20 protein-coding genes are annotated in these 22,267 nt (G+C 61.3%); 16 read left to right on the top strand and 4 right to left on the bottom strand.

Features of this window, described 5'->3' with window-relative positions; all coding sequences use genetic code 11:
* Nucleotides 1-31 precede the first annotated feature (31 nt).
* Entirely contained in the window at nt 32-487 is a 456-nt protein-coding gene (locus tag G7047_RS21015; RefSeq protein WP_166309756.1) for a DUF2214 family protein, read from the top strand.
* Between the two features lie 399 nt (nt 488-886).
* Here G7047_RS21015 and G7047_RS21010 read toward each other — a convergent pair whose 3' ends face one another.
* The gene (locus G7047_RS21010) at nt 887-1,204 is read right to left on the bottom strand and encodes a PsiF family protein (protein ID WP_166309754.1); all 318 of its coding nucleotides are present in this window, start codon (nt 1,202-1,204) and stop codon (nt 887-889) included.
* A 106-nt stretch (nt 1,205-1,310) separates the two neighbouring features.
* Between G7047_RS21010 and argS the strand changes: the two genes are divergently transcribed.
* From argS to G7047_RS20970, 8 genes are all read left to right on the top strand, one after another.
* Nucleotides 1,311-3,020 (top strand): arginine--tRNA ligase, encoded by a 1,710-nt coding sequence (argS, locus tag G7047_RS21005; RefSeq protein WP_166309752.1) that lies wholly within the window; start codon nt 1,311-1,313, stop codon nt 3,018-3,020.
* A gap of 24 nt (nt 3,021-3,044) precedes the next feature.
* Nucleotides 3,045-3,761 (top strand): SPOR domain-containing protein, encoded by a 717-nt coding sequence (locus G7047_RS21000; protein WP_166309750.1) that lies wholly within the window; start codon nt 3,045-3,047, stop codon nt 3,759-3,761.
* 67 nt (nt 3,762-3,828) lie between these two features.
* Entirely contained in the window at nt 3,829-4,479 is a 651-nt protein-coding gene (locus tag G7047_RS20995; RefSeq protein ID WP_166309748.1) for a thiol:disulfide interchange protein DsbA/DsbL, read from the top strand.
* A 356-nt stretch (nt 4,480-4,835) separates the two neighbouring features.
* Entirely contained in the window at nt 4,836-5,498 is a 663-nt protein-coding gene (gene lptA, locus G7047_RS20990) for a lipopolysaccharide transport periplasmic protein LptA (RefSeq protein WP_166309746.1), read from the top strand.
* A gap of 41 nt (nt 5,499-5,539) precedes the next feature.
* Complete coding sequence (gene lptB, locus G7047_RS20985; protein WP_166312190.1) at nt 5,540-6,313, top strand: LPS export ABC transporter ATP-binding protein; 774 nt, start codon at nt 5,540-5,542, stop codon at nt 6,311-6,313.
* Between the two features lie 62 nt (nt 6,314-6,375).
* Nucleotides 6,376-7,971 carry an RNA polymerase factor sigma-54 gene (locus G7047_RS20980; protein ID WP_166309743.1) on the top strand — a complete coding sequence of 532 codons (1,596 nt, stop codon included), beginning with the start codon at nt 6,376-6,378 and terminating at the stop codon, nt 7,969-7,971.
* Nucleotides 7,972-7,992: 21 nt separating this feature from the next.
* Nucleotides 7,993-8,433 carry a thioesterase family protein gene (locus G7047_RS20975; protein WP_166309741.1) on the top strand — a complete coding sequence of 147 codons (441 nt, stop codon included), beginning with the start codon at nt 7,993-7,995 and terminating at the stop codon, nt 8,431-8,433.
* Nucleotides 8,434-8,617: 184 nt separating this feature from the next.
* The gene (locus tag G7047_RS20970; protein ID WP_166309739.1) at nt 8,618-12,400 is read left to right on the top strand and encodes a M36 family metallopeptidase; all 3,783 of its coding nucleotides are present in this window, start codon (nt 8,618-8,620) and stop codon (nt 12,398-12,400) included.
* A 17-nt stretch (nt 12,401-12,417) separates the two neighbouring features.
* Here the strand turns inward: G7047_RS20970 and G7047_RS20965 are convergent, their stop codons facing one another.
* Nucleotides 12,418-13,344: an aspartyl/asparaginyl beta-hydroxylase domain-containing protein gene (locus G7047_RS20965; protein WP_166312189.1), complete on the bottom strand. Its 927-nt coding sequence runs from the start codon at nt 13,342-13,344 to the stop codon at nt 12,418-12,420.
* A 157-nt stretch (nt 13,345-13,501) separates the two neighbouring features.
* Nucleotides 13,502-13,840, bottom strand: coding sequence for a tRNA-binding protein (locus tag G7047_RS20960; RefSeq protein WP_166309737.1), 339 nt, complete (start codon nt 13,838-13,840; stop codon nt 13,502-13,504).
* 127 nt (nt 13,841-13,967) lie between these two features.
* Here G7047_RS20960 and G7047_RS20955 point away from each other — a divergent pair, with 127 nt between their 5' ends.
* From G7047_RS20955 to G7047_RS20925, 7 genes are all read left to right on the top strand, one after another.
* Nucleotides 13,968-15,245 carry a class I SAM-dependent RNA methyltransferase gene (locus G7047_RS20955; RefSeq protein ID WP_166309735.1) on the top strand — a complete coding sequence of 426 codons (1,278 nt, stop codon included), beginning with the start codon at nt 13,968-13,970 and terminating at the stop codon, nt 15,243-15,245.
* A complete protein-coding gene (locus tag G7047_RS20950; protein WP_166309733.1) occupies nt 15,242-15,757 on the top strand; it encodes a putative toxin-antitoxin system toxin component, PIN family in 516 nt (171 codons plus the stop codon). Before G7047_RS20955 ends, G7047_RS20950 begins: the two co-directional genes overlap by 4 nt.
* A 43-nt stretch (nt 15,758-15,800) precedes the next feature.
* Nucleotides 15,801-16,634: an alpha/beta fold hydrolase gene (locus G7047_RS20945; RefSeq protein WP_166309731.1), complete on the top strand. Its 834-nt coding sequence runs from the start codon at nt 15,801-15,803 to the stop codon at nt 16,632-16,634.
* Nucleotides 16,635-16,861: 227 nt separating this feature from the next.
* Complete coding sequence (sugE, locus tag G7047_RS20940; protein WP_166309729.1) at nt 16,862-17,179, top strand: quaternary ammonium compound efflux SMR transporter SugE; 318 nt, start codon at nt 16,862-16,864, stop codon at nt 17,177-17,179.
* 158 nt (nt 17,180-17,337) lie between these two features.
* On the top strand, nt 17,338-18,639 hold the full coding sequence (locus G7047_RS20935; RefSeq protein WP_166309727.1) for a UDP-N-acetylglucosamine 1-carboxyvinyltransferase: 1,302 nt from the start codon (nt 17,338-17,340) through the stop codon (nt 18,637-18,639).
* Between the two features lie 505 nt (nt 18,640-19,144).
* A complete protein-coding gene (locus G7047_RS20930) occupies nt 19,145-19,927 on the top strand; it encodes an IclR family transcriptional regulator (RefSeq protein ID WP_166309725.1) in 783 nt (260 codons plus the stop codon).
* Between the two features lie 42 nt (nt 19,928-19,969).
* Nucleotides 19,970-21,082: a CaiB/BaiF CoA-transferase family protein gene (locus G7047_RS20925; protein WP_166309723.1), complete on the top strand. Its 1,113-nt coding sequence runs from the start codon at nt 19,970-19,972 to the stop codon at nt 21,080-21,082.
* A 131-nt stretch (nt 21,083-21,213) separates the two neighbouring features.
* Here the strand turns inward: G7047_RS20925 and G7047_RS20920 are convergent, their stop codons facing one another.
* A complete protein-coding gene (locus G7047_RS20920; protein ID WP_166312188.1) occupies nt 21,214-22,194 on the bottom strand; it encodes a tripartite tricarboxylate transporter substrate binding protein in 981 nt (326 codons plus the stop codon).
* Between the last annotated feature and the right edge of the window lie 73 nt (nt 22,195-22,267).

Here is a 22,267-nt window from a genome sequence, read left to right as displayed (position 1 = left end):
TTTCCACATCATCATCATTTCACCCCAATCCATGACCACCGAAGCACTGCTGGCATATGCCCACATCCTGGCCATTCTGACCATGACGGTCTTTCTTGCGAGCGAGGCGGCGCTGTGTCGTAAGGAGTGGATGAATGCGGCCGTGGTGGAGCGGCTGGCGCGTGTCGACCTGATCTACGGGATTTCGGCGGTTGTGGTGCTCTTGACCGGTGTGGCGCGCACTTGGTGGGGGATGAAGGGAGCAGAGTGGTATTGGACGCAGCCGCTGCTTCACTTGAAGGTGACGTTGTTCGTCGTGGTGGGGCTGATGTCGATCGGGCCTACGGTGCGGTTTTTGCGGTGGCGCCGGAATTTGCGGGCTACCGGGGCCTTGCCGTCCGAGGCGGAGATTCGGAATACGCGGCGGCTCGTGATGATCGAGGCGCATCTGGTGGCGTTGATTCCGCTGGCGGGGGTGTTCTTGGCGCGTGGTGTGTTTACCAAGTAGGCTTTTGTTCGTTGGTTTTTTTGCGCCTGCTGGGCTGACTGAGGGCGGAGGCCGGGACTGTCCCCGGCGGGGCAATCACTTTTTGCTCGGCGCGCAAAAAGTAATCAAAAACGCGCTTTGAAGTCATGCGGCAAAACTCTCTGCGAGTCCTTCGGACTCTCCGTTCAAACAGCTTGCCGCAAAAGTGATTTGAAGAGGCGTGTTCGGCACTTCGCTTCGCTCGTGCCTCTTTGCATCTCGCGACTTCGCGAGATACTTTTCGCCAGCGCAGCTCGTGTTCCAAAGATTCAAAAGGCCGCGGAGCAAGCCATGCGAGCAGACGGCAAGCCATGAGCCGCCTCGCGGCGAAGGCGTCGTCCCCCTTGGGGGGAAGGCGCGAAGCGACTCAGGGGGAGTGAATTACGCTGGCTTGTTGCTCAGGCAGTCTTTCATGAAGGCCTTGCGTTCATCGCCCTTCAAGCTCTTGGTGCCTGCATCGGCGTTGCAAGTCTTCATTTTCTCTTGCTGCGTTGGTGCCTTGGCGGGCTTGGCGCTCAGGCAGGACTTCATGAATGTCTTGCGCTCGTCGCCCTTCAGGTCCTTGGAGCCCGCGTCTGCGTTGCAGGTGGCCATTTTTTGCTGCTGGGGCGTGGCCTCCTTGGCAACCACGGGGGTGGCGATAGTGGCAAAGGAAAGGAGAAAGCCGACAGAGGCCAGGGCGGGAAGCAGTTTCTTCATGTTGATCTCCTGCAAAAACGACAGAATTGACCCGAAAAAGGTACGGGGCACTCAGCATAACGCGTCTTGATATGACTCAGATGACGCGGGCACGTAAAATTGGCGGATGCTCTCCGTCAAACTGGAATTGCTCGCGGCCCTGGCTGCCGAGCTCGAAACACTTTCGCCCGGCGCCGGTGCGCGCGCGGCTTTTGAAAACCCCAAAGTGGCCGCCCATGGCGATTTCGCCTGCACGGCCGCCATGCAGTTGGCCAAGCCGCTCAAGGCCAATCCGCGCGCCTTGGGTGAACAACTCAAAACCGCGCTGGAGGCGACGCCCGCTTTCCAGAAGTGGGTGGATGCCATCGAGATCGCGGGTCCCGGCTTTCTGAACATTCGTCTCAAGCCCGCCGCCAAGCAGGAAATCGTGCGCGAAGTGCTCACGCAGGGCGAGAAGTTCGGTTTTCAGGCGGATCGTGGCGAGAAAATTCTGGTCGAGTTCGTTTCGGCCAATCCCACCGGCCCGTTGCATGTGGGCCATGGCCGTCAGGCCGCTATTGGCGATGCGATCAGCAACCTGTACTTCACGCAGGGCTGGGATGTGCATCGCGAGTTCTATTACAACGACGCGGGCGTACAGATCGATACGCTCACCAAGAGCACGCAACTGCGCGCCAAGGGCTTCAAGCCGGGCGACGAGTGCTGGCCTACTGATTCCGAGAACCCGCTTGCGAAGAATTTCTACAATGGCGACTACATCGGCGAGATCGCACAGGCGTTCCTGAACAAGGAAACCGTCAAGGCCGACGACCGCGAGTTCACCGCCAACGGCGATGTGGATGACTACGAGAATATCCGCAACTTCGCCGTCGCCTATCTGCGCAACGAGCAGGACAAGGACTTGCAGGCGTTCAACCTGAAGTTCGACGAGTACTACCTCGAGTCGAGCCTGTACACCAACGGCTACGTCGAAGACACCGTCAAGCGTCTGATCGACAGTGGCTACACCTACGAACAGGACGGCGCGCTATGGCTCAAGTCCACCGAATTCGGTGACGACAAAGACCGCGTGATGCGCAAGACCGACGGCAACTACACCTACTTCCTGCCGGATGTGGCCTATCACATCCAGAAGTTCAAGCGCGGCTACGGCAAGGTGGTGAACATTCAGGGCACCGATCACCACGGCACGATCGCCCGCGTGCGCGCCGGTCTGCAGGCCGCCAACGTCGGCATTCCGCAGGGGTACCCCGACTATGTGCTGCACACGATGGTGCGCGTGGTCAAGGATGGCGAAGAAGTGAAGATCAGCAAGCGCGCGGGTTCGTACGTGACGCTGCGTGATCTGATCGAGTGGACGAGCAAGGACGCGGTGCGCTTCTTCCTGCTGTCGCGCAAACCCGACACCGAGTACACCTTCGACGTGGATCTGGCCGTTGCGCAGAACAACGACAATCCTGTTTACTATGTACAGTATGCCCATGCGCGCATCCAGTCAGTGCTGCGAGCCTGGGCCGAGCAGGGCGGTGCGGGTGTGCCTGCGCTCAAAGATGTGGAACTGTCTGCACTGGAAGGTCCTCAGGCTCAGGCGCTGATGCTGCTGCTGGCCAAGTACCCCGAGATGCTGACGGCTGCTGCGGCTGGCAATGCGCCACACGATGTTACTTTTTACCTGCGTGATCTGGCGTCGGCGTATCACTCGTACTACGACGCAGAGCGTATCCTCGTGGATGATGAAAAGGTCAAGCTGGCACGCTTGGCGCTGGTCGCCGCGACCGCGCAGGTGCTGCACAATGGTTTGGCGGTATTGGGCGTTTCCGCACCGGAGCGCATGTAAATCGAGTGACAAATCAACGGATTTATGAACGTTAACAAGCAACGTGGCGGGCTCATTCTGGGGCTCATTCTGGGCGTGCTCATCGGTTTGGCGGCAGCGCTGGCCGTGGCTGTCTATGTGACCAAGGTGCCGGTCCCCTTCCTGAACAAGAACGCCACGCGTGGCACCGATCAGGACGAGGCCGAGGCGCAGCGCAACAAGAACTGGGACCCGAACTCCACGTTGCACGGCAAGAATCCGGTGAAGACAGCACCCGCATCCACACCGGCGGACGCCACCACGGCGCCTCCGGCCGTCACCGGCACCGTGACTCCGGCGCCCGCTCCAGCCCCGGCAGCATCGGCTCCGACGGCGGTCGCGTCTGCGCCCAAGCCACCGGCTTCGTCGGCGACACAGACCGCCCGTCCTGCGCCCTCGACCGCCAGCAGCGACCCTCTGGGCGATCTGGCCCGTGCCCGCGCGGCTGCGGCGCCTACTCCGGCACCCGCTCCAACGACGACTGATCCGTTCGACTACTTTGTGCAGGCCGGCGTGTTCAGCAGTCAGAGCAATGCGGACGCGCAGCGTGCCAAACTTGCCATGCTGGGCTGGGAGGCCCGTGTGAGTGAGCGCGAGCAGAGCGGCCGCACCGTGTTCCGCGTGCGCATCGGGCCGTTTGGCAAGCGTGACGATGCCGATTCTCTCAAGGGCAAACTGGACGGGGCGGGGATCGATACCACCTTGGTTCGTGTGCAGCGCTGAACTTTTTCGCCTCGCATCGCTCACAATCACCAGTCGCTACAAAAAACTGAAGAGGAATGTTCATCTCATGAAACGCCGCGAGTTTTCCCTGTCCACCGCTTCGGCGGTTGCCGCATCCGCCCTGACTCTGCCCCTGGCCATGAACGCGCAGGCGCAAGCGCGCGCATTCAAGGAAGGCAAGGACTTCATCAAGCTCAAGAAGCCCGTAGCCACCGATGCGCCCGCCGGCAAGGTCGAGGTGATCGAGTTCTTCTGGTACAGCTGCCCGCACTGCAACGCCTTTGAGCCGGCTTTTGAAGCCTGGGTCAAGAGTGCGCCAGCCAACCTGAGCATCCACCGCGTACCGGTGGCGTTCAACGCGAGCTTCGTGCCGCAGCAGAAACTGTACTTCGCGCTCGAAGCGATGAACCTGTTGCCCAAACTGCACACCACGGTGTTCCGCGCAGTGCACGTGGAGCGCAAGCCCTTGAACAAGGATGAGCAGATCTTCGAATGGATCGGCCAGCAGGGCGTGGACGTGGCCAAGTTCAAGGAGGCATACAACTCCTTCAACACTGCCAATCTCCTGCGCAAGGCGGCGCAGCTTCAGGAAAGCTATCAGGTCGAGGGCGTGCCTTCGATGGGCGTGGGTGGTAAGTACTACACCGATGGCACCATGGCAGGCAACATGCAAAGCGTACTCCAGGTCGTCGAGTACCTCAGCACCCTCAAAGCCTGATCGATCTTTTTCGATCCTCCAAATGCGCATCTTCGGGTGCGTTTTTTGTTTTTTGGTTTCGGTTTTCGCTGCCTTTGGCAGCGATTAATCAATCGTTTGGAGGCGCCGATAAACGCTTTCATGTGCCGTTGCGCCTCCTTGCCGTATGGGAGTACTGTCTTTCTCGGCATTGGGGCTGTGGGGCAGGCACTCTGCTCGCTGCTGTTGTCTCCCGATTCAAGAAAACATCATGCTCATTTGAGCGTGTTTGCGCGCTGTTTTTGGGGCTTTACATTTTTGTTTCGCAGTGGATGAATCGACTTCCGTCACGCAGGCGTGCCGGGTTCAGTACAATGGCTGAGCAAGATTCATGCCCTATGAAAACCAGACTTATCCCGCTCCTTTTTAGCTGCCTTTTGGCGCTTGGCCCTGCTGTGGTGCATGCGGAGCGTGCCGATCGCGACAAGCCAATGAACATCGAGGCCGACACGCTGCGCCATGACGAGCTCAAGCAGCTCAGTGTGTTCACCGGCAATGTGGTGATGACCAAGGGCACCATCGTGCTTCGCGGCGCGCAGCTTGAAGTGCGCCAGGACCCGGAGGGTTTCCAGTTCGGCACGGTCACGGCTGCAGCTGGCAAGCGCGCGTTCTTCCGACAGAAGCGCGATTCTGCTCCGGGCGCTCCGCATGAGTATGTGGAAGGCGAGGGCGAGGTGATCGAGTACGACGGCAAGGCCGACATCGTCAAGTTCATCCGTCGTGGTGAGTTGCGCCGCTATCGCGACACGGCGATGACCGATCAGGTCAATGGTGCGCTCATCGTCTACAACAACATCACCGATGTGTTCACTGTGGATGGCGTGAAGAACAATCCTTCCGCACAGACGACAGCAGGAACGCCTTCGGGCCGCGTGCGCATGACGCTCACACCCAAGGAAAAGCCGGCCGATGGCGAGGCCCAGACGTCCAAGCCCGAGCGCAATGGCGAGCCTCCCGTGCTGCGTTCCAGCCCAGAGTTGAGCAATGGCGGCGGCAAGTGAGTGGCGACGCCGTGATGAAAAACGAACGCCGTGAGCCGTCCATGATTGAGGGGCGCCCGTCCAGCCTGGATGGTCAAAGCCGTCTCGAGGCGCGGCATCTAGAGAAGTCCTATGGCAGCCGCAAGGTCGTCAAGGATGTGTCGCTGTCGGTGCGCAAGGGCGAGGTGGTCGGCCTGCTTGGCCCCAACGGCGCGGGCAAGACGACTTCGTTCTACATGATCGTGGGCCTCGTGCGCAGTGATGCGGGCGAGATCTACATCGATGGTCAGTCGGTTCAGAACCTGCCGATCCATCGCCGTTCGCGCCTTGGGCTGTCGTATCTGCCGCAGGAGGCCTCGATTTTCCGCAAGCTCAACGTTGAAGAAAACGTGCGCGCGGTCTTGGAACTCCAGCAGGACGAAAACGGCCACGCGCTCTCGCGCGCCGTGATTGAGGAGCGTCTCACGATGCTGCTGCAGGAGCTGCGCGTCGACCATCTGCGTGAATCGCCTGCGCTCGCGCTCTCTGGTGGTGAACGCCGCCGGGTGGAAATCGCCCGCGCGCTGGCCACTCAGCCGCGCTTCATCCTTCTTGACGAACCGTTCGCTGGCATCGACCCGATTGCGGTGATCGAGATCCAGCGCATCATCGGCTTCCTGAAAGAGCGTGGCATTGGCGTGCTCATCACCGACCACAACGTGCGCGAAACGCTGGGCATCTGCGACCACGCTTTCATCATCAGCGATGGGCATGTGCTTGCGCAGGGCACGCCATCCGAGATTGTCGACAACGCCGATGTGCGCCGGGTTTACCTGGGCGAACATTTCCGCATGTAGTTGAGCGTCATGGGCAAAGTCTTGAGGTTGAAAACAAATATGGCGATACAAGGCTGCAGTCCATGAAGCCGGGACTGTCGCTTCGGGTCTCGCAGCATCTGGCGCTTACGCCACAACTGCAGCAGTCGATCAAGCTGCTGCAGCTCTCCACACTGGAGTTGGAACAGGAAGTCGAGCAGATGCTCGACGACAATCCATTTCTGGAACGTACCAACGACGAAGCTCCACGCGAGGAGTTTGGCCTCGAGCGTGAAAACCAACCCGTCAGTGAAGATGCCAGCGATGCGGACAGCGCGCTGTACTCGGCGCCCGCCCCAAGCAGCACTTCGACAAGCACCGATGACAACACGGCGTCGGAGTCCGACGCGCCCTCTGCGGGCTCCGAAGTGTCCGAGCAGGTGGACTGGGAAGGTGACGGCACCGTCGAGATGGCTCCCGACGATGGCGAATGGGGCGGCGACGCGCCCGCGCGCAACAACACCAGCAGCTCAGGCGACGAGGAGGTCGACGCCATCGATCTCGCTGGTTCGCACGAATCGCTGACCGACCACCTGCACCGTCAGGCGCTGGCCTTGCATCTCTCGGATATCGACAGCGCGGCCGTGCGTTTTCTCATCGAATCGCTCAACGACGACGGTTATCTCGAAGAATCGCTGGCTGAACTGGCCATCGCGCTTGCAGGGGCAGATGCGCCGACCGAAGAGCTCGAGGAGCTCGTGCACCGCTTCACCGTGGCGCTGCGGCTTCTGCAGAGCCTCGATCCCGCGGGGGCCGGTGCACGCAATTTGGGTGAATGCCTTTCGCTGCAGCTGCACGCCATGAACCTCGATGAAGAGGGCGATCCGGCGGTGATCGAAGTCGCCTTGCGCGTGTGCCGTGACGCGCTTGATCTGCTGGCGCGCAAGGATGTCAAGCGCATCACGCAGACCTGCGCGGCATCGGAGGAACTCACGCGCGCGGCGATGAATCTGATCACGCGACTCGAGCCCCGTCCCGGTCGCCGCTTTGCCGATGTGCAGCGCCAGATCATCGTGCCCGATGTGATCGTCAAGAACGTCGGTCGCGGCGCGCAGATGCGATTCACCGTGCAGCTCAATGCGGACGTGATGCCGCGCTTGCGCGTGCATGACGTCTATGCCAACGCACTGCGCGGCCAGCGTGGCAACGAGGCCAATGCCGGGCTGCAGCAGCGCTTGCAGGAAGCGCGCTGGTTCATCAAAAATGTGCAGCAGCGCTTTGACACCATTCTGCGCGTGTCCACCGCCATCGTCGAGCGCCAGAAGAATTTCTTCGTCCACGGCGAGCTCGCCATGCGCCCGCTGGTGCTGCGCGACATTGCGGACGAACTGGGCCTGCACGAATCGACCATCAGCCGCGTGACGACGGCCAAGTACATGTCCACACCGCAGGGCACGTTCGAACTCAAGTATTTCTTTGGCTCGGGCCTCGGCACCGAGACCGGCGGCAGTGCGTCGAGCACGGCGGTGAAGGCGCTGATCAAGCAGCTGCTCAGCTCCGAGAACACGAAGAAGCCGCTGTCCGACAGCAAGATCGCCGACATGCTCGCCGAGCAGGGCATCGAATGCGCGCGCCGCACCGTCGCCAAATACCGAGAAGCACTGAAGATTCCGCCTGCCAATCTGCGCAAGGCGGTCTAGTCTCCTGAAAAACAGAATCCCATGGCCCGCATCATCTTCGACCTGCCCGCGCATTTCGCCTTCAGCACCGAGGTGCAGATCTACATCAGCCATGTGAACCAGGGCGGACACCTCGACAACGCGCAGCTGCTGAGTCTGGTGTCGGAGGCGCGCCTGCGCTTCTTCCAGGAGATCGGCTTTCCCGAAGCGGAGCTGCCTGACATCTCCATGGTCGTCGGTGACATCGTTGCGCAGTACAAGTCCGAAGGCTTTCACGGCGAAGTCATGTCCATCCGCATGACCCCCGCCGACTTCAACCGCTATGGTTTTGATCTGGTGTTCAGCGTCACCGAGAAGTCGACGGGCCGCGAGGTTGCCCGCGGGAAGACGGGCATCGCTTTCGTGAGCAGAAGCAGCCGCGGCGTGGTGTCGATTCCGGCGGCGACGCATGGGAAGCTGCTGGCGATGCAGCAGACGGCCTGAAATCTGCCGCACGCTTTGCTCCTATGTTTGGATGGCTCGGCGTCTTACAGCAGGCACACAAAATCACACAGACCTCAGCGCAATTGCTCCTAGCATGTGACTGAACCTTTGGGCCTGTTTCGAGGCCCGTCTCACAGTTCACTCGAATTTGCCGTGCGCGGTGCTTTGACGAGGGAGACGTGTCATGCACAGGACGTTGAAAAACATTCTGTACACAGCCGTTGCGGGGGGCTTTGTGCTGGCTTCTGCATATGCGGTAGCCAGAGAGCTGCCGAATATCGATGCGCTTGCCGCGCTGCCAAACTTCACCAAGGCAAGCACTTTCTCAGAGGCGCTTCCTGTTTCGGTGAAGAGGGCGACCTATGAAGAACGACTGGGTGTGGCCAACTTCGTCTGGCTCGACCCTTCGCGCACACCTGTTTCGCCCACTCTCAAACGATATCGCTCAGTGGATGACGTCGTACCGTCCGCACGAGAGGAAATCAAGGCGCTCGCCGGGCTGTATGGACTGACCGCAGCCGAAGTCGATGCTGTACCAGTGCAGCAACAGCAGACGCTGGCGAATGGCGGTCGTCTGGTTCGCTTCGGTAACCAACGTGACGGAATTCCGGTGTTCCGCGAACATGCCACCGTGCTGCTCGATGCGCAAAGCCGCGCCCTCAACGTGGGGGGCTTCGTGGGCAGCACAAGTGTGGCAGGGGCACCCAGGTCGGTGCGCGCAGACGGCACCGCGTCGAGCTTGACTCCGGCCATGGCCGCGCAGGTGGCGCTCGAGGACTTCGACTTTCCTTCCGACGTTGCATCCCGACTCGTCGAACAGGATGCGGGCAGCGGCGATGCGTCCGAGGGATATCGAAGGCTGTTGCTTCCCGCAGGTCAGCGTGGTGCGCAGGGTGGGGTTCTGGAGCAGCCCACGCGCTACCGCACCGTCTGGTTTCGCATGCCGCAGGGGCTAGTGGCCGCCTACTATCTGGAAGTCAGGGTGCTGGAAGCCGGTGTGCACAACGCCTTCTCCTATGTGATAGCCCGCGACGACGGTCAAATACTGTTTCGCAACAATCTCATGTCCCATGATTCGGCGACCACTGGCGCACTGGATCTTGCATCACCTTCAGCCAGCGCGGTCGCTCCGTCCTTCACGTACGGCGTATGGGCCGATCCACTCACTGGTGTCCCCTTGCCGGGTCCTCAGGGGCTGGACCTCAACCCGTATCCTGGATCTGGACCAGATGGCCATTCAGCGAGGCTGCTTGCGCCTTCGAGGGTGTCGATGGTGAGCGCGCCGTCGTTCTCACGCGGCGATCCATGGATCGATTATCCGCGCGCCGATGGTCTGGCCTTCTCCAGCGGCAACAACGTGCGGGCCTATGCAGACGTGAAGAGTCAGGAGGGCTATTCCGGCGTGCCGCTTGAGAGCACGACCTCCTGCCGCGCGAACACCCTGGCGGTGGGCGCGGATTTCTACGGCTGCACGTCGAATCAGACGTTTGACTTTGGCTACGATTTCGCGGCTGATCCGCTGAAGCATCAGGGGCAAGCCGCGACCTCGGTGACAAACCTGTTCTATGTCATCAACTGGCTGCATGACTGGTTCTACGACGCGGGATTCGATGAGGCGGCGGGCAATGCACAGGCCAGTAACTTCGGTCGCGGCGGGCTAGAGGGCGACCCCATCGATGCGCGTGCGCTCGTCTACACCGTACGCAACAATGCCAGCATGGACACGCCCGCTGATGGCGCCTCGCCGATCATGCGGATGCATGTATTCGACATCGGTGGCGTTCCACGTAGTGCGGCGTTGGACAACACCATCGTCGCTCACGAATGGGGGCACTACCTGAGTCGCCGCCTGATCGGCAACACCAACGGGCTCACCACCCGTCTGGGGGCGGGGCTCGGCGAGGGGTGGGGCGATTTCGTGGCGCAGCTTCTGACAGTGACAGATGCGGACCGGCTCAAGCCGGGAAACACACAATTTGAAGGCGCCTATGCGCAGGGGGCTTACGCCAATGCGAACAGTGTCCATCCGGCGATCGACTATCGTAACGCGGCATACTTCGGCAGCCGGCGCTATCCGTATTCGACTGACTTGGCGAAGAACCCGCTGACCTTCAAGCACATACAGGATGGAGAGCCACTGCCTGCCAATGTGCCCGTGAACCAGTCGGTCATCGACGGGCAGTTCCGCGCTGGATACGGCAATGCAGAGATCCACAATGTGGGCGAGGTCTGGGCCAATATGCTCTGGGAATGTTATGCGACGCTGCTGAACCGGCATGCCTTTGTCGACGCGCAGCAGCGCATGAAATCGTATCTGATCACTGGGCTCAAGCTCACTCCCATCAATCCGACATTCACTGAAGCCCGCGATGCACTGCTCTCGGGCATGGCAGCGAACGATCATCAGGATTACGCAAGTTGCCTCGGCGCATTCGCCAAGCGTGGTGTTGGTCTGGACGCTGTGGCGCCTGATCGCAATGCGGTGGACTTGCGCGGCGTGACGGAAAGCTATCGCTCCGGCCCTCTGCTGGTGGTGGATGGCATGCACCTGTCGCTCTCGGATTCTGAAGCCAGACGCTGTGATGCGGACGATCTGCTCGACAACGGCGAAACGGCCGTATTGACTTTCCAATTACGCAATCTTGGTGATTCCTACATCAGTAGCGCATCAGTGGTGCTCAGCTCCGATGACGCGCACGTGAACTTCCCGGGCGGCAATCTGGTTGTGACATCGGGAGTGATCGCACCGGGACAGTCGCTTGCGATGCGTGTGCCGGTGCATCTCACCGGAATGCAGTCTTATGCCAATTCTCGTATCTACGTCCAGCCAGCCGCCCCTGATGTGATGGTGCAATTGCGCGGGCAGGCGATGTCGGTCTGGTTGAATGCTGACATAGAGATTCAGAACAGCGCCTTGGATACGGTCGACGTCTGGCCTGGGGGTATGGATCTCGAGGGCTCGTTGTGGACGGTGGCTGGGGACGGCGGCGAGCATTGGTATCAGCTCAGCGTGCCAAATGACCGCGTGATCTCGGCGATGTACACACCAGAATTGAAGATTGGAACTGGCGAAGATCTGGTATTGACTTTTGATCAGGAATACAACTTCGGAGACGACGCTACCAATGGCGGCCAGCTCCTGCTCTCGCGACCACAATCACTGGACAGCGCGCTGGGCGCCCAGCAGGTTGCGTACTCCGGAACGATCTGGTGGATGAGGAATGGGGTTACCAATACCAACCTGCTGCGCAACCAGTCCGCCTATACCGGTCACTCCAATGGATGGAAGCGCAATGTGACAGTGAATCTGGGTCGCGAGTTCGCGGGCCAGACGCTGCGTCTGGGTTGGCGTGCCGGATCGGCGGAAAAGGCCAATTCAAGCGCTTCCCAGTTCTGGCGGATCGACAACATCCGCATAGCGGGACTTGAGAAGCAGCCATTCGCATCGATCCGGATGCAGACACAAAGCTGCAGCAACGCCGCAGCGCCGGATGGTTCGTTGCCATCGCCAGTGCTCAGTCAAGCCATTGATCAAGCAGTGGCGCTGCAACTCCTCGATGCATCTGTTTACCCGGCAATGCGTCCAAGCCTGAGCGGCGTGCTCAAGCCACTGGAAACAGCGCTGGCGGAGGCCGCTGTGGCTGCAAATGCAGCGCCAGGGTATATCGACGGCGGCGTGCAGGCGCTGCAGTTGCACGTCAATTCCACCCCGGATATCTACCTCCTCAACGCAGTGGTAGAAGGTGGCAGCCCGGCCGCCGGGGATGCGAAGGTCGGTGCTGCGAGCGCGCCCGCTCGTAGCGTGGTCCGGGCCCTGGGGGATGCTCAGCTCACTGCCGTCCCGACCCTGTCGCAATGGGCGCTGGTGTTGCTGACCTTTGTGGTGAGTACCGTGCAACTCTTGCACACCCGCAAAAAACGGACCGCCGACCCTGATGCAGGCGATCCGTCGCTGGATGAGTGGTGAAGTTTGCCTGGACAGCCTCAGAGCTTCACGAAAATCCAAACAATACCCGCCAGCGCCGCCAGCATCAGTCCGAACTTGGTGAGCTTGTAGGCCGTCTTGTTCCATGCCTTGAAGCGGCGGCGGTACTGGCCAGCATAGAACGAGATCTTGAACAGACGGCTGATCAGTCCGCGCGGGTCGCCCTCGTTGTTGGGTGAGCTCGCGGCAGCCACCACGTTGGTGCCGACCCAGCGGTTGAGCCATTGCGCGAAGCCGTTGGTCATCGGGCGTTCCACGTCGCAGAACAGCACGATGCGGTTGCCGTCAGTGCGGTTTTCGGCCCAGTGCATATAGGTCTCGTCGAAGATTACGCCTTCGCCCTCGCGCCAACTGTAGGGTTGGCCATCCACCGAGATCATGCAGCGGTCGTCATTTGGCGACAGCAGGCCCAGGTGATAGCGCAGCGAGCCCGAATACGGGTCGCGGTGCAGATTGAGCTTGGCCCCCGGAGGCAGCTCGGCAAACATCGCTGCCTTGATGGTCGGAATCTTCGCCACCAGCGAGGTCGTCACCGGGCACAGCTCCATGGCTGAGGGGTGAGCGTCGCCGTACCACTTCAGATAAAAGCGCTTCCATCCGGTCTTGAAGAACGAGTTGAAGCCTGCGTCGTCATTGTTCGCGGCGGCCTTGATCTGCATGTTCTTCTGCAGATTGACGGCCTCCTCGCGGATCTCGCGCCAGTTGGCCTGCAGTGGCTCCAGCTCGGGGAAGGTGCTCACCGGCAGATACGGCGTGCGCGGCACCTTGGAGAAGGCGAGCATGAAGACGTTGATTGGTGCGGTGAAGGTCGAGTGGTCGAACAGCTGCCGCAGCGCCTTGTGGCGCACCTTGCCGCGCAGGTGCATGTACAGGCCGCACAGCGGGAAGAGAAGGATGACGAAAAGAAGAATGAATTTCCAGACCATGGGGGCACCGCGTGGGTCTTGAGCGGGCCGGTGGCCCGTCAACGCCTGAGGGACGGCCCGGCCGGGGCGGCGGGCGAATTCGAACATCAGGTCTGCCAGTTTAGCGGGTTGACTGCAACATGGGGATGGGCACGCGTTTCAGTGACAGCCGATCTGTCTAAAACAATCGCGTCCCCAGCGGCACCTCCTGATCGGGCACGCACAGCGCCACATCCCCGTCCGCATTGTGAAAACCGGTGACGAGGCATTCGCTCATCAGCGGGCCGATCTGCTTCTTCGGGAAGTTGACGACGGCGATGACGAGGCGGCCCACGAGGGACTCGGGCTGGTACAGGGCGGTGATTTGCGCGCTTGACTTGCGCACGCCGAGTTCGGGTCCGAAATCGACCCGCAGCTTGTAGGCCGGTTTGCGCGCTTCCTTGAACACTTCAGCCGACACGATGCGGCCCACGCGCAGCTCGACTTTCATGAAGTCGTTCCAGCTGATTTCTTCCATGATGTGCTTGGCTCCTTTGATACCTTGAATCTAAAGCCATGGCGCGCTCCCATTTGTAGAGCAACGCTTGAACTTTCTTCCTGTATTTACCTCGGACAAGCGCAAACGCGTATCCTTGCGCTCTTCTATGAATCCATTGCACTTGTTTTTACCTTGCGCCGCTGGCGTCGAGGGTTTTCTGGCGGACGAAGTCCACGCCATCACCGGCTACAGCGGCCAAGACCTGATGGTGGCGCGTGGCGGCGTGATGGTGCGCGGCACCTGGCGTGACGCGATGCTGCTCAATCTGCACAGCCGTCTGGCCCAGCGCGTGCTGGTGCAACTGTCGCAAACCATGTACCGCAGTGAGAACGATCTGTATCGCGCTGCGAGTGAAGTGGCATGGGAAATTTGGTTCACCACCCGCGAGACGTTCAAGATCGAGTTCACTGCTCAGCACAGCCCGCTGACCAGCCTGAACTTTGCCGCGTTGCGCGTGAAAGATGCGATCGCCGACCGTTTCCGTCTCAAAGCCAACGATCAGCGCCCGAGCGTCGAAACCCGTCACCCCGATGTGCGTGTGCACATGCACCTGACCACCGACGAAGCGACGATCTACATCGACACCTCGGGCGAAGCGCTGTTCAAGCGCGGCTGGCGTGAGGACACGGGCGATGCGCCGCTCAAGGAAACGCTGGCTGCCGCGATGATCGCCGCCACCGGCTGGGACCCCCACGGCGACCATCCGCAGCCACTCTACGACCCATGCTGCGGCTCGGGCACCGTGCTGATCGAAGCCGCGCAGATTGCACGCCGTATTCCGGCGGGCATCCTGCGCCGTTTCGCGTTTGAAAAGCTCGTGCCGTTCCAGAAACATGTCTGGGATGCGATGCTCGACGAGGCAGAGTCGCACATCCTGGCCGAGAGCCCGGTGGGCATTTATGGCTCGGACATTTCTTTCCGCATGGTCGACTTCGCAGGTAACAATGCCCAGCGCGCTGGCGTCGCCGACACCGTGCAGTTGCGCGGTGGTGACGCGCTGCAGCGCATGCCGCCTTGTGAGGAGCCAGGCATCTTGTTGCTCAACCCACCCTATGGCGAACGTATTGCCGCAGCCGGTGTGGCGGGCCGCAGTGCCAGCGAGCGCATGGACGTGGTCGAGCGCGCAGGCCGCGAAACCGCGCAAACCGAAGACGGCGTTGAATTCTTCAGCCAGTTGGCATCGCATTGGAAGAAGAACTACAGCGGCTGGAGCGGCTACATGCTCACGCCCGACTTGAAGCTGCCCGGCAAGATGCGCCTCAAGGAGTCGCGCCGCACACCGATGTGGAACGGCCCGATCGAATGCCGCTTGTTCCGCTTTGACATGATCAAAGGGGCGGTCAAACAGCGCAAACCTGCGGAAGGCGGGGACTCGGCTCAATGAAGATTGTTCTTCGCTGGCCGCAATGCAATGACGGCTATGAGGGTGCCGCGCCGCGCCCGCTGATTCTGGACACCAATGTGGTGCTCGACATGCTGATCTTTGACGATCCGCACATCCCGCCGATCCGCGAACTGGTGGCTGACGGCCAACTGCGCTGGATCGCCGACCGGGCCCAGCGCATTGAGCTTGAGCGCGTGCTGCAGTACAGCCAGATCGCGCCCCGCGTGGCCTTCTACGGCAAGACGGTGGAGGGGGTGCTCGCGGCGTTCGACGCGGCAGTCGAGTATGTGCCCGAGGCGCAGAAGATCCGCTTCACCTGCACCGACCCCGACGATCAGCATTTTCTCGATCTCGCGAGCGCGCATCAGGCGTTGCTCGTGAGCAAGGACAAGGCGGTGCTCAAGCTGCGCAAGCGAGTTGCGCAATATTACGGCGCGACGGTCGGTAATATCGTCGAATACGCCAAAGTCGCGAAAGCCGAAGCGGTGGAGGAAGCGGCGTTGGCCGACTGATCTGCCAGACCGATCTCGCATCGTCCTTTCAGACCGAACGAATATGAGCTCCAACCTCTCCGCAAGCCAAGACATGCAGCCACCGGTTCAGGTACAGGACCACTGGGTCCAGACACCGCAGGGCCGCTTGTTCGTGCGCGAGTGGTCTCCGGCCAAGGGCGGCGCGCGCGCGCCCATCATCATGTTCCACGACTCGCTGGGCGCGGTGAGCCTGTGGCGCGATTTTCCGCAGGCGCTCAGCGTGGCAACCGGGCGCACCGTGTATGCGTATGACCGGCTTGGCTTTGGCCAGTCCGACGCGCGTACGGACCAGCCCTCGCTGCATTTCGTGTTCGAAGAGGCGAGCAAGTATTTCCCCCGACTGCGCGAGCAGTTGGGCATCACGCGCTTTGCCGTGCTTGGCCACAGCGTGGGCGGCGGCATGGCCGTGTGTTCGGCGGCATCCGCGCCGCAGGACTGCGATGCAGTGATCACCATTGGCGCGCAGGCCTTCGTGGAGGAGTGCACGAAGCAGGGCATTCGCGAGGCACAGAGCGTGTATTCCGATCCCGTGCAGTTCGCGCGGTTGGCGCGCTACCACGGCGAGAAGACGCGCTGGGTGCTCGATGCCTGGATCGAGAGCTGGTTGCATCCCGACTTTGCGAACTGGTCCATCAAGGATCAGCTGCCGCTGCTGCGCAGCCCCACGCTCGCGCTGCATGGGGAGCTTGACGAATACGGCTCGGCCATCCAGCCCGAGATCATTTCGAGCCTGAGCGGCGGCGAGCCCTCGCGCATGGTGCTGCTCACCGGGCTGGGGCATGTGCCGTATCGCGAGGATTCCGAGCGGGTGGTGCAGCACATCGCGGTATTTCTGCGCGAGCACGCGTCCCGCTGAAATCCGGCTGAGCCGGACGGATGTTGCGCCGCAACCACCCATGTAACGGCGGGCCGATCTACCGAAATGGGTTGGACTCTCCTAAAATTCGCATCAGTTCTGTGATTGAACGGCGCTCAGCGCCATCGGGGACGACCTCGGGCGGCAGCGAAACGCGTCTGCCTGCCTTGTTCATTTGCTTTCTCGCTGGGACGACCCGGTCACTCTCTTTTCTCAAGGAGTCTGTCATGGCATGGGTCTATCTTCTTCTCGCGGGTCTGCTCGAAATCGTCTGGGCGTTCGCTATGAAGCAGTCGTACGGTTTCACGCGTCTGTGGCCGAGCGTCATCACCATTTCCACCATGATCGCGAGTTTCGGCCTGCTGTCAGTGGCGATGCGCACTCTGCCGCTGGGCACGGCCTACACGATCTGGACAGGCATCGGGGCGGTGGGTGCGTTTGTTGTGGGCATCGTATTTCTGGGCGAGCAGATGTCGATGATGCGCATTGGCGCGGCGGTGCTGATTGTCGCGGGACTGGTGCTGATGAAGCTCTCTTCCAGCTGAACCCGTTTCGACACAATTTTTGACCTATGCGGCGCCGGCCAAACGGGCCGGTTTCCGCAGGGCCACCCCACACGGCGTACAGTTCAGGGATTGCGCATTCATTGCGCTAGAGTTTTGTCTTTGATCCATCCCAGCCAACTGTTCCCCCTCACACTGCCATGTCCAATCTGATCGTGCACGGCGGCAAGCCGCTGCGCGGACGCATCACGCCGTCCGCCAACAAGAATGCGGTGCTTCCCGTCCTCTGCGCCACCTTGCTCACCTCCGAGCCGCTCAGGCTGATCGGGGTGCCAGACATCACCGACGTGCGCAAGATTCTCGACATCTACCGCGAACTCGGCAGCGATGTGCAGTGGGATCGAGAGACCGGCATATTGTCTCTGCACCACAAAAACACCCATTTCGACCCGGCCAAGCACCATCTGCCCGAGGAAATGCGCTCGTCCATCATGCTGGTGCCGCCGCTGCTGGCGCGCTTTGGCGTGGCGCGACTGGAGGACAACGTCAAGGGCTGCACGCTCGGCGTGCGCGAGATCGATCCGCATGTCGAGGTGTTCCGCAACTTCGGCGGTCTGGTCGAGCGCTCGCTTGGCTCGCTCCTGATCCATCGCGACGGCCCGCTCAAGGCCGTCAAGCACTGGCTGGACTACGCGTCGGTCACGACCACCGAAAACTTCGTGCTCTGCGCCGTGGCGGCCGATGGCACCTCGACGCTCAATAACGCCGCATCCGAGCCCCATGTGCAGGAATTCTGCCGCTTCATGCAGATGCTGGGCGCGCAGATCAAGGGCATCGGAACCTCGCGCGTTACAGTGACGGGCGGTGCCCAGCTCGGTGGCGGAGAATTCCGCTTCGACGAGGATTTTCACGAAATCACCACCTTCCTCGCGCTCGGCGCCATCACTGGCGGCGATGTGATCGTGAAGAATTCCGCACCCGACAACTTCCCGCTGATCGACCGCACCTTCGCCAAGTTCGGCGTGCATGTCGAGCACAAGGACGGCTGGTCGCGCGCCTGGCGCGATGGCGCGCTCAAGGTGCAGACGCCATTCACCAGCAACACGCTGACCAAGGTCGAAGCCGCACCGTGGCCGTATTTCCCGGTCGATCTGCTGCCGATCTTCATCGCACTCGGCGTCTCGGCCGAGGGCAATGCGATGTTCTGGAACAAGGTCTACGACGGCGCACTTGGCTGGACGGGCGAACTCTCCAAGTTCGGCGCCCACGTCTTCTCGTCCGACCCGCACCGTATCATCACTTTCGGTGGCAGCAAGCTCGCGCCCGCCACGGTGGAGAGCCCCTACATCATCCGCGTGGCGATTGCGTTGTTCATGGTGGCAGCCAGCATCCAAGGCCGCTCGGAAATCCGAAACGCCACACCGATCCGCCGCGCCCATCCGCAGTTTGTGGAAAACTTGCGAAGCCTCGGCGCTCAGGTGGAGTGGACCGAAGAGGAGTGATCCTCTCCAGCAACAGTCGCTGAAAGCGGCCCTTGCCCCGTGACACGGGCAAGGGCCGCTTTGCTTTTGGAAGTGTCCCGCTGAATGTAAGTAGTAACCCTTGGGTTCCGACTGGCATTTGCAACTCTTGAATTGGTGCAAACCCTATATCGGTTTATACTTACAATCATAGGGTAAACACTTAATGTTCTTCCCTAGCAAAAGCGATGTACGAGATGCACACCGCAATTTGCCCTCTAGGCATCTCATGGAGTCACACCATGCGTTACGTTATCGAATCGTTGATCGAATTCATCCAAGAAGCTCGCGAAGCTCATCTGGAAATCGCAAACCAGTAAATTTGCACGTTGCCGCATCGCAGTGTCTTGCGATGCGAACAACTGAGTCAGGCTCCACCGCTGTGATGCGCTGGAGCTTTTCTTTTTGTGCGCTTCAGATCGATCTTTGAATAGAATTCGGAAAATCGAGACGCTGGTCTCATCCCAATAACAATCAAAGGGCATTCATGAATTCTGAAGCAGATGGCAAACTGGTCAGTGCGCTGGTGCGGGGCGTATCCATTCTGGGCTGCTTCTCCAACAAGCGTCAGGAACTGAGCGGCAAGGAGCTGATGGACCTCACCGGGCTGCCCAAGCCCACCCTGTTTCGGCTGACCGACACGCTCTGCGAGCTGGGGCTGCTGCGGTATTCGGAGCGCCTGTCCAAGTTTGTGCCGGGGATCGGGCTGCTCAATCTCTCTTCGCCGGTGCTCGCGCGTATGCATCTGCGGCAGTTTGCGCGTCCGCAGATGATGGAGTTGGCCAACCATATCGGCGGGCAAATCCAGATCGGGGTCGGCTCAGGCCAGAAGCTGGTGCTGGTCGAGCTGGCCAATGGCATGGACAACAAAGTGTTCACGCCGCAGATGGGAGTCGGCATGTCGCTCTCGCGCACCGCCACGGGCCGTGCTTATCTGCTGTGCCTTCCTGAAGTGGAGCGCGAAGCCTATCTTGCCGAGCTGGCCGTGCACGAGCCCGACCGTGCCGCGCAACTGCGTGAACGGTTGGTGGACGCACGCCATGACCTCGCCACCCATGGTTTTTGCCGCAGCCACGGTGATCTGCACCGTGAGATTCAGTCGATTGCCGTTCCGCTTTCGCTGCCCATTGATGGTGAACGCTGGGTGATCGCCGCCTCCATCCCGACCTACAACCCCAAGAGCCGCGAGCTGGAGTCCGACGTCGGCCCGCGCCTGATCACACTGGTGCGTTCGGTGGAGGGCGTGCTTGGCGCGTCCAGCCTCTACTAGAACGACACTTCAATCAGACCATCCACTAGAGGAGACAAGACCGTGAGCAAAGTACTTGACAGCATCCGCGTTCTCGAAATCGGCGGCCTTGGCCCCGGCCCGTTCTGTGCGATGCATCTGGCCGATCTGGGCGCGGATGTGATCTCGGTCGTGCGCGAGGCCGAGAACACCGGCCCCACCGGCACGCTGCTCAATCGCGGCAAGCGCTCGGTGTTCGCCGATTTGAAGAGCGAGGCGGGCAGGCAATTGGTGCTCACGCTTGTCGCGAGCGCCGATGTACTGATCGAAGGCATGCGCCCCGGGGTGATGGAGCGCCTAGGCCTCGGCCCCGAGGAATGTCTGCGTGTGAACCCCGAACTCGTCTATGGCCGCATGACCGGCTGGGGTCAGGACGGACCGCTCGCCCCCCGAGCCGGACACGACAACAACTACGCCTCGGTCGCGGGTGCGCTTTGGGGCTGCAGCCCGGCGGACGCGCGCCCCGTGTCCTCGTTCGCGATGGTCGGCGACATTGGCGGCGGAGCGCTCTACCTTTTGACCGGTTTGCTCGCGGGCATCATCCATGCCCGCCAGACGGGCAAGGGCACCGTCGTCGATGCCGCCATCGTCGACGGCGCGGCCCACATGCTCAACCTCGCCCTGAGCGCTCGCCAGCGCGGCATGGTGGCCGACGAGCGCGGCCAGAGCATGTACGACAGCTCACCGTTCTACGAAACCTATGTCTGCGCCGACGGCCACCACATCACCATCGGCGCCATCGAGCCGCAGTTCTACGTGCTGCTGCTGCAAACGCTGGGCCTCACGGGTGATCCCGATTTCGCCACCGCCCAGCACGACCGCTCTGCCTGGCCCAAGCGCCGCGCGCGCCTGCAGACGATCTTTCTGCAGCAATCACGCGCGCGCTGGCAGACGGTTTTTGAATCCACCGACGTGTGCTTCGGTGCGGTGCTCAGCCCGCTCGAGGCGTCGCAGCATCCGCACATGCGCGCGCGTGGTGTGTACAACGAGCGCGGCGGCGTGTTGCAGGCAGCGCCAGCACCACGGTTTGATGGCAGGGCGTATGAAACGTCCGAGGCGTGCAATGCAGGAGCGCATACGCAGGCGGTGCTGGACGCCCTTGCGCATGGCGACGTGCAGAAAGTCTGGCGACGCTGAAGTCTCGGGAGTCGCCGATCAGATTCTCATGGCGCTTCGCCGCCCGCAGCGGATGAAACTGATGCGGCCTAAGCGAGGGCAGCCGCGCAAGGGCCGTCCCGCCGCTCTCGAAATGACTCAGGGGGTGTTTCCTAGTCCAACTGCAGATGCTGGCTCGTTATCAGCTCACCCCATGATTTCTGATCGTCGTTCACCATCTTGTTGAACTGCTCGGGCGGCATGCCTCCGGGTCTGCCGCCGAGTTCGCGATAACGTTTCTGGACCTCGGGGGATTGCAGCACGGCGATGAGGTTGTCGGTGAGTTTCTTGACGATCTCCGGCGGGGTTTTCGCGGGCAGGAAGAAGCCCATCCAGCCGACCTTGTTGAAGTCGGGCATGCCGAGTTCGGTCATGGTCGGCACGTCTGGCAGTTCGGGCTCGCGGGTGGATCCGGTCACGGCGAGGGGGCGCAGCTTGCCGTCCTTGATGTGGGCAAGCGAAGCGGTCATGTTGTCGAACATGAATTGCGTCTCGCCGCTCACCACGGCCATGGTGCCGGGGGCCGAGCCCTTGTAGGCGACGTGCACGACATCGGTGCCAGTGCGCTGCTTGAACAGCTCGCCCATGAGGTGCGTGGTCTGGCCGACCCCCGCCGAGGAGAATGCGAGCTTGCCTGGCTCCTTGCGGGCGGTGTCGATGAGCTGCGGCAGTGTCTTGAGGGGCGATTTGACGGGCACCACCAACACGTTGGCGAACGAGATCATGTCGGTGAGCGCGACGAAATCCGTGGGCTTGTAGCTGAGCTTCTTGTAGGCCGTGTAGTTGATCGCGTTGGAGCCTGAGTTGCCGACGAGCACGGTGTAGCCATCGGGCTGGGCGCGCGCGACGATGCCCGAGCCTAGCGAGCCGCCCGCGCCGGGCTTGTTGTCCACGATGATCGGTTGGCCCAGTCGCTCGCTGAGCTTGATGGCGAGAAAGCGCGCGGGGATATCGGTTGATCCCCCCGCCGCGCCAGGGACCACAAAGGTGATGGTCTTGCTCGGCCAGATGGATTCGGCATGTGCGGCCCATGGCGCACAGCCGAGGGCGGCCGCGATGGCGCACAGCGCTTTGCGGCGTGAATAGGGCGTCATTGTTGCTCTCATGCGTGTCTCTCTCCTCTTTGATGAAATGGGTGAAGTCATTGAGGACCCTCTGCATCAATCG

It is taken from the genome of Diaphorobacter sp. HDW4A (assembly GCF_011305995.1).
Lineage (GTDB): Bacteria > Pseudomonadota > Gammaproteobacteria > Burkholderiales > Burkholderiaceae_C > Diaphorobacter_A.
The sequence above is the reverse complement of the archived record's forward strand: the minus strand, read 5'-3'. Positions and strand labels throughout refer to the sequence as shown.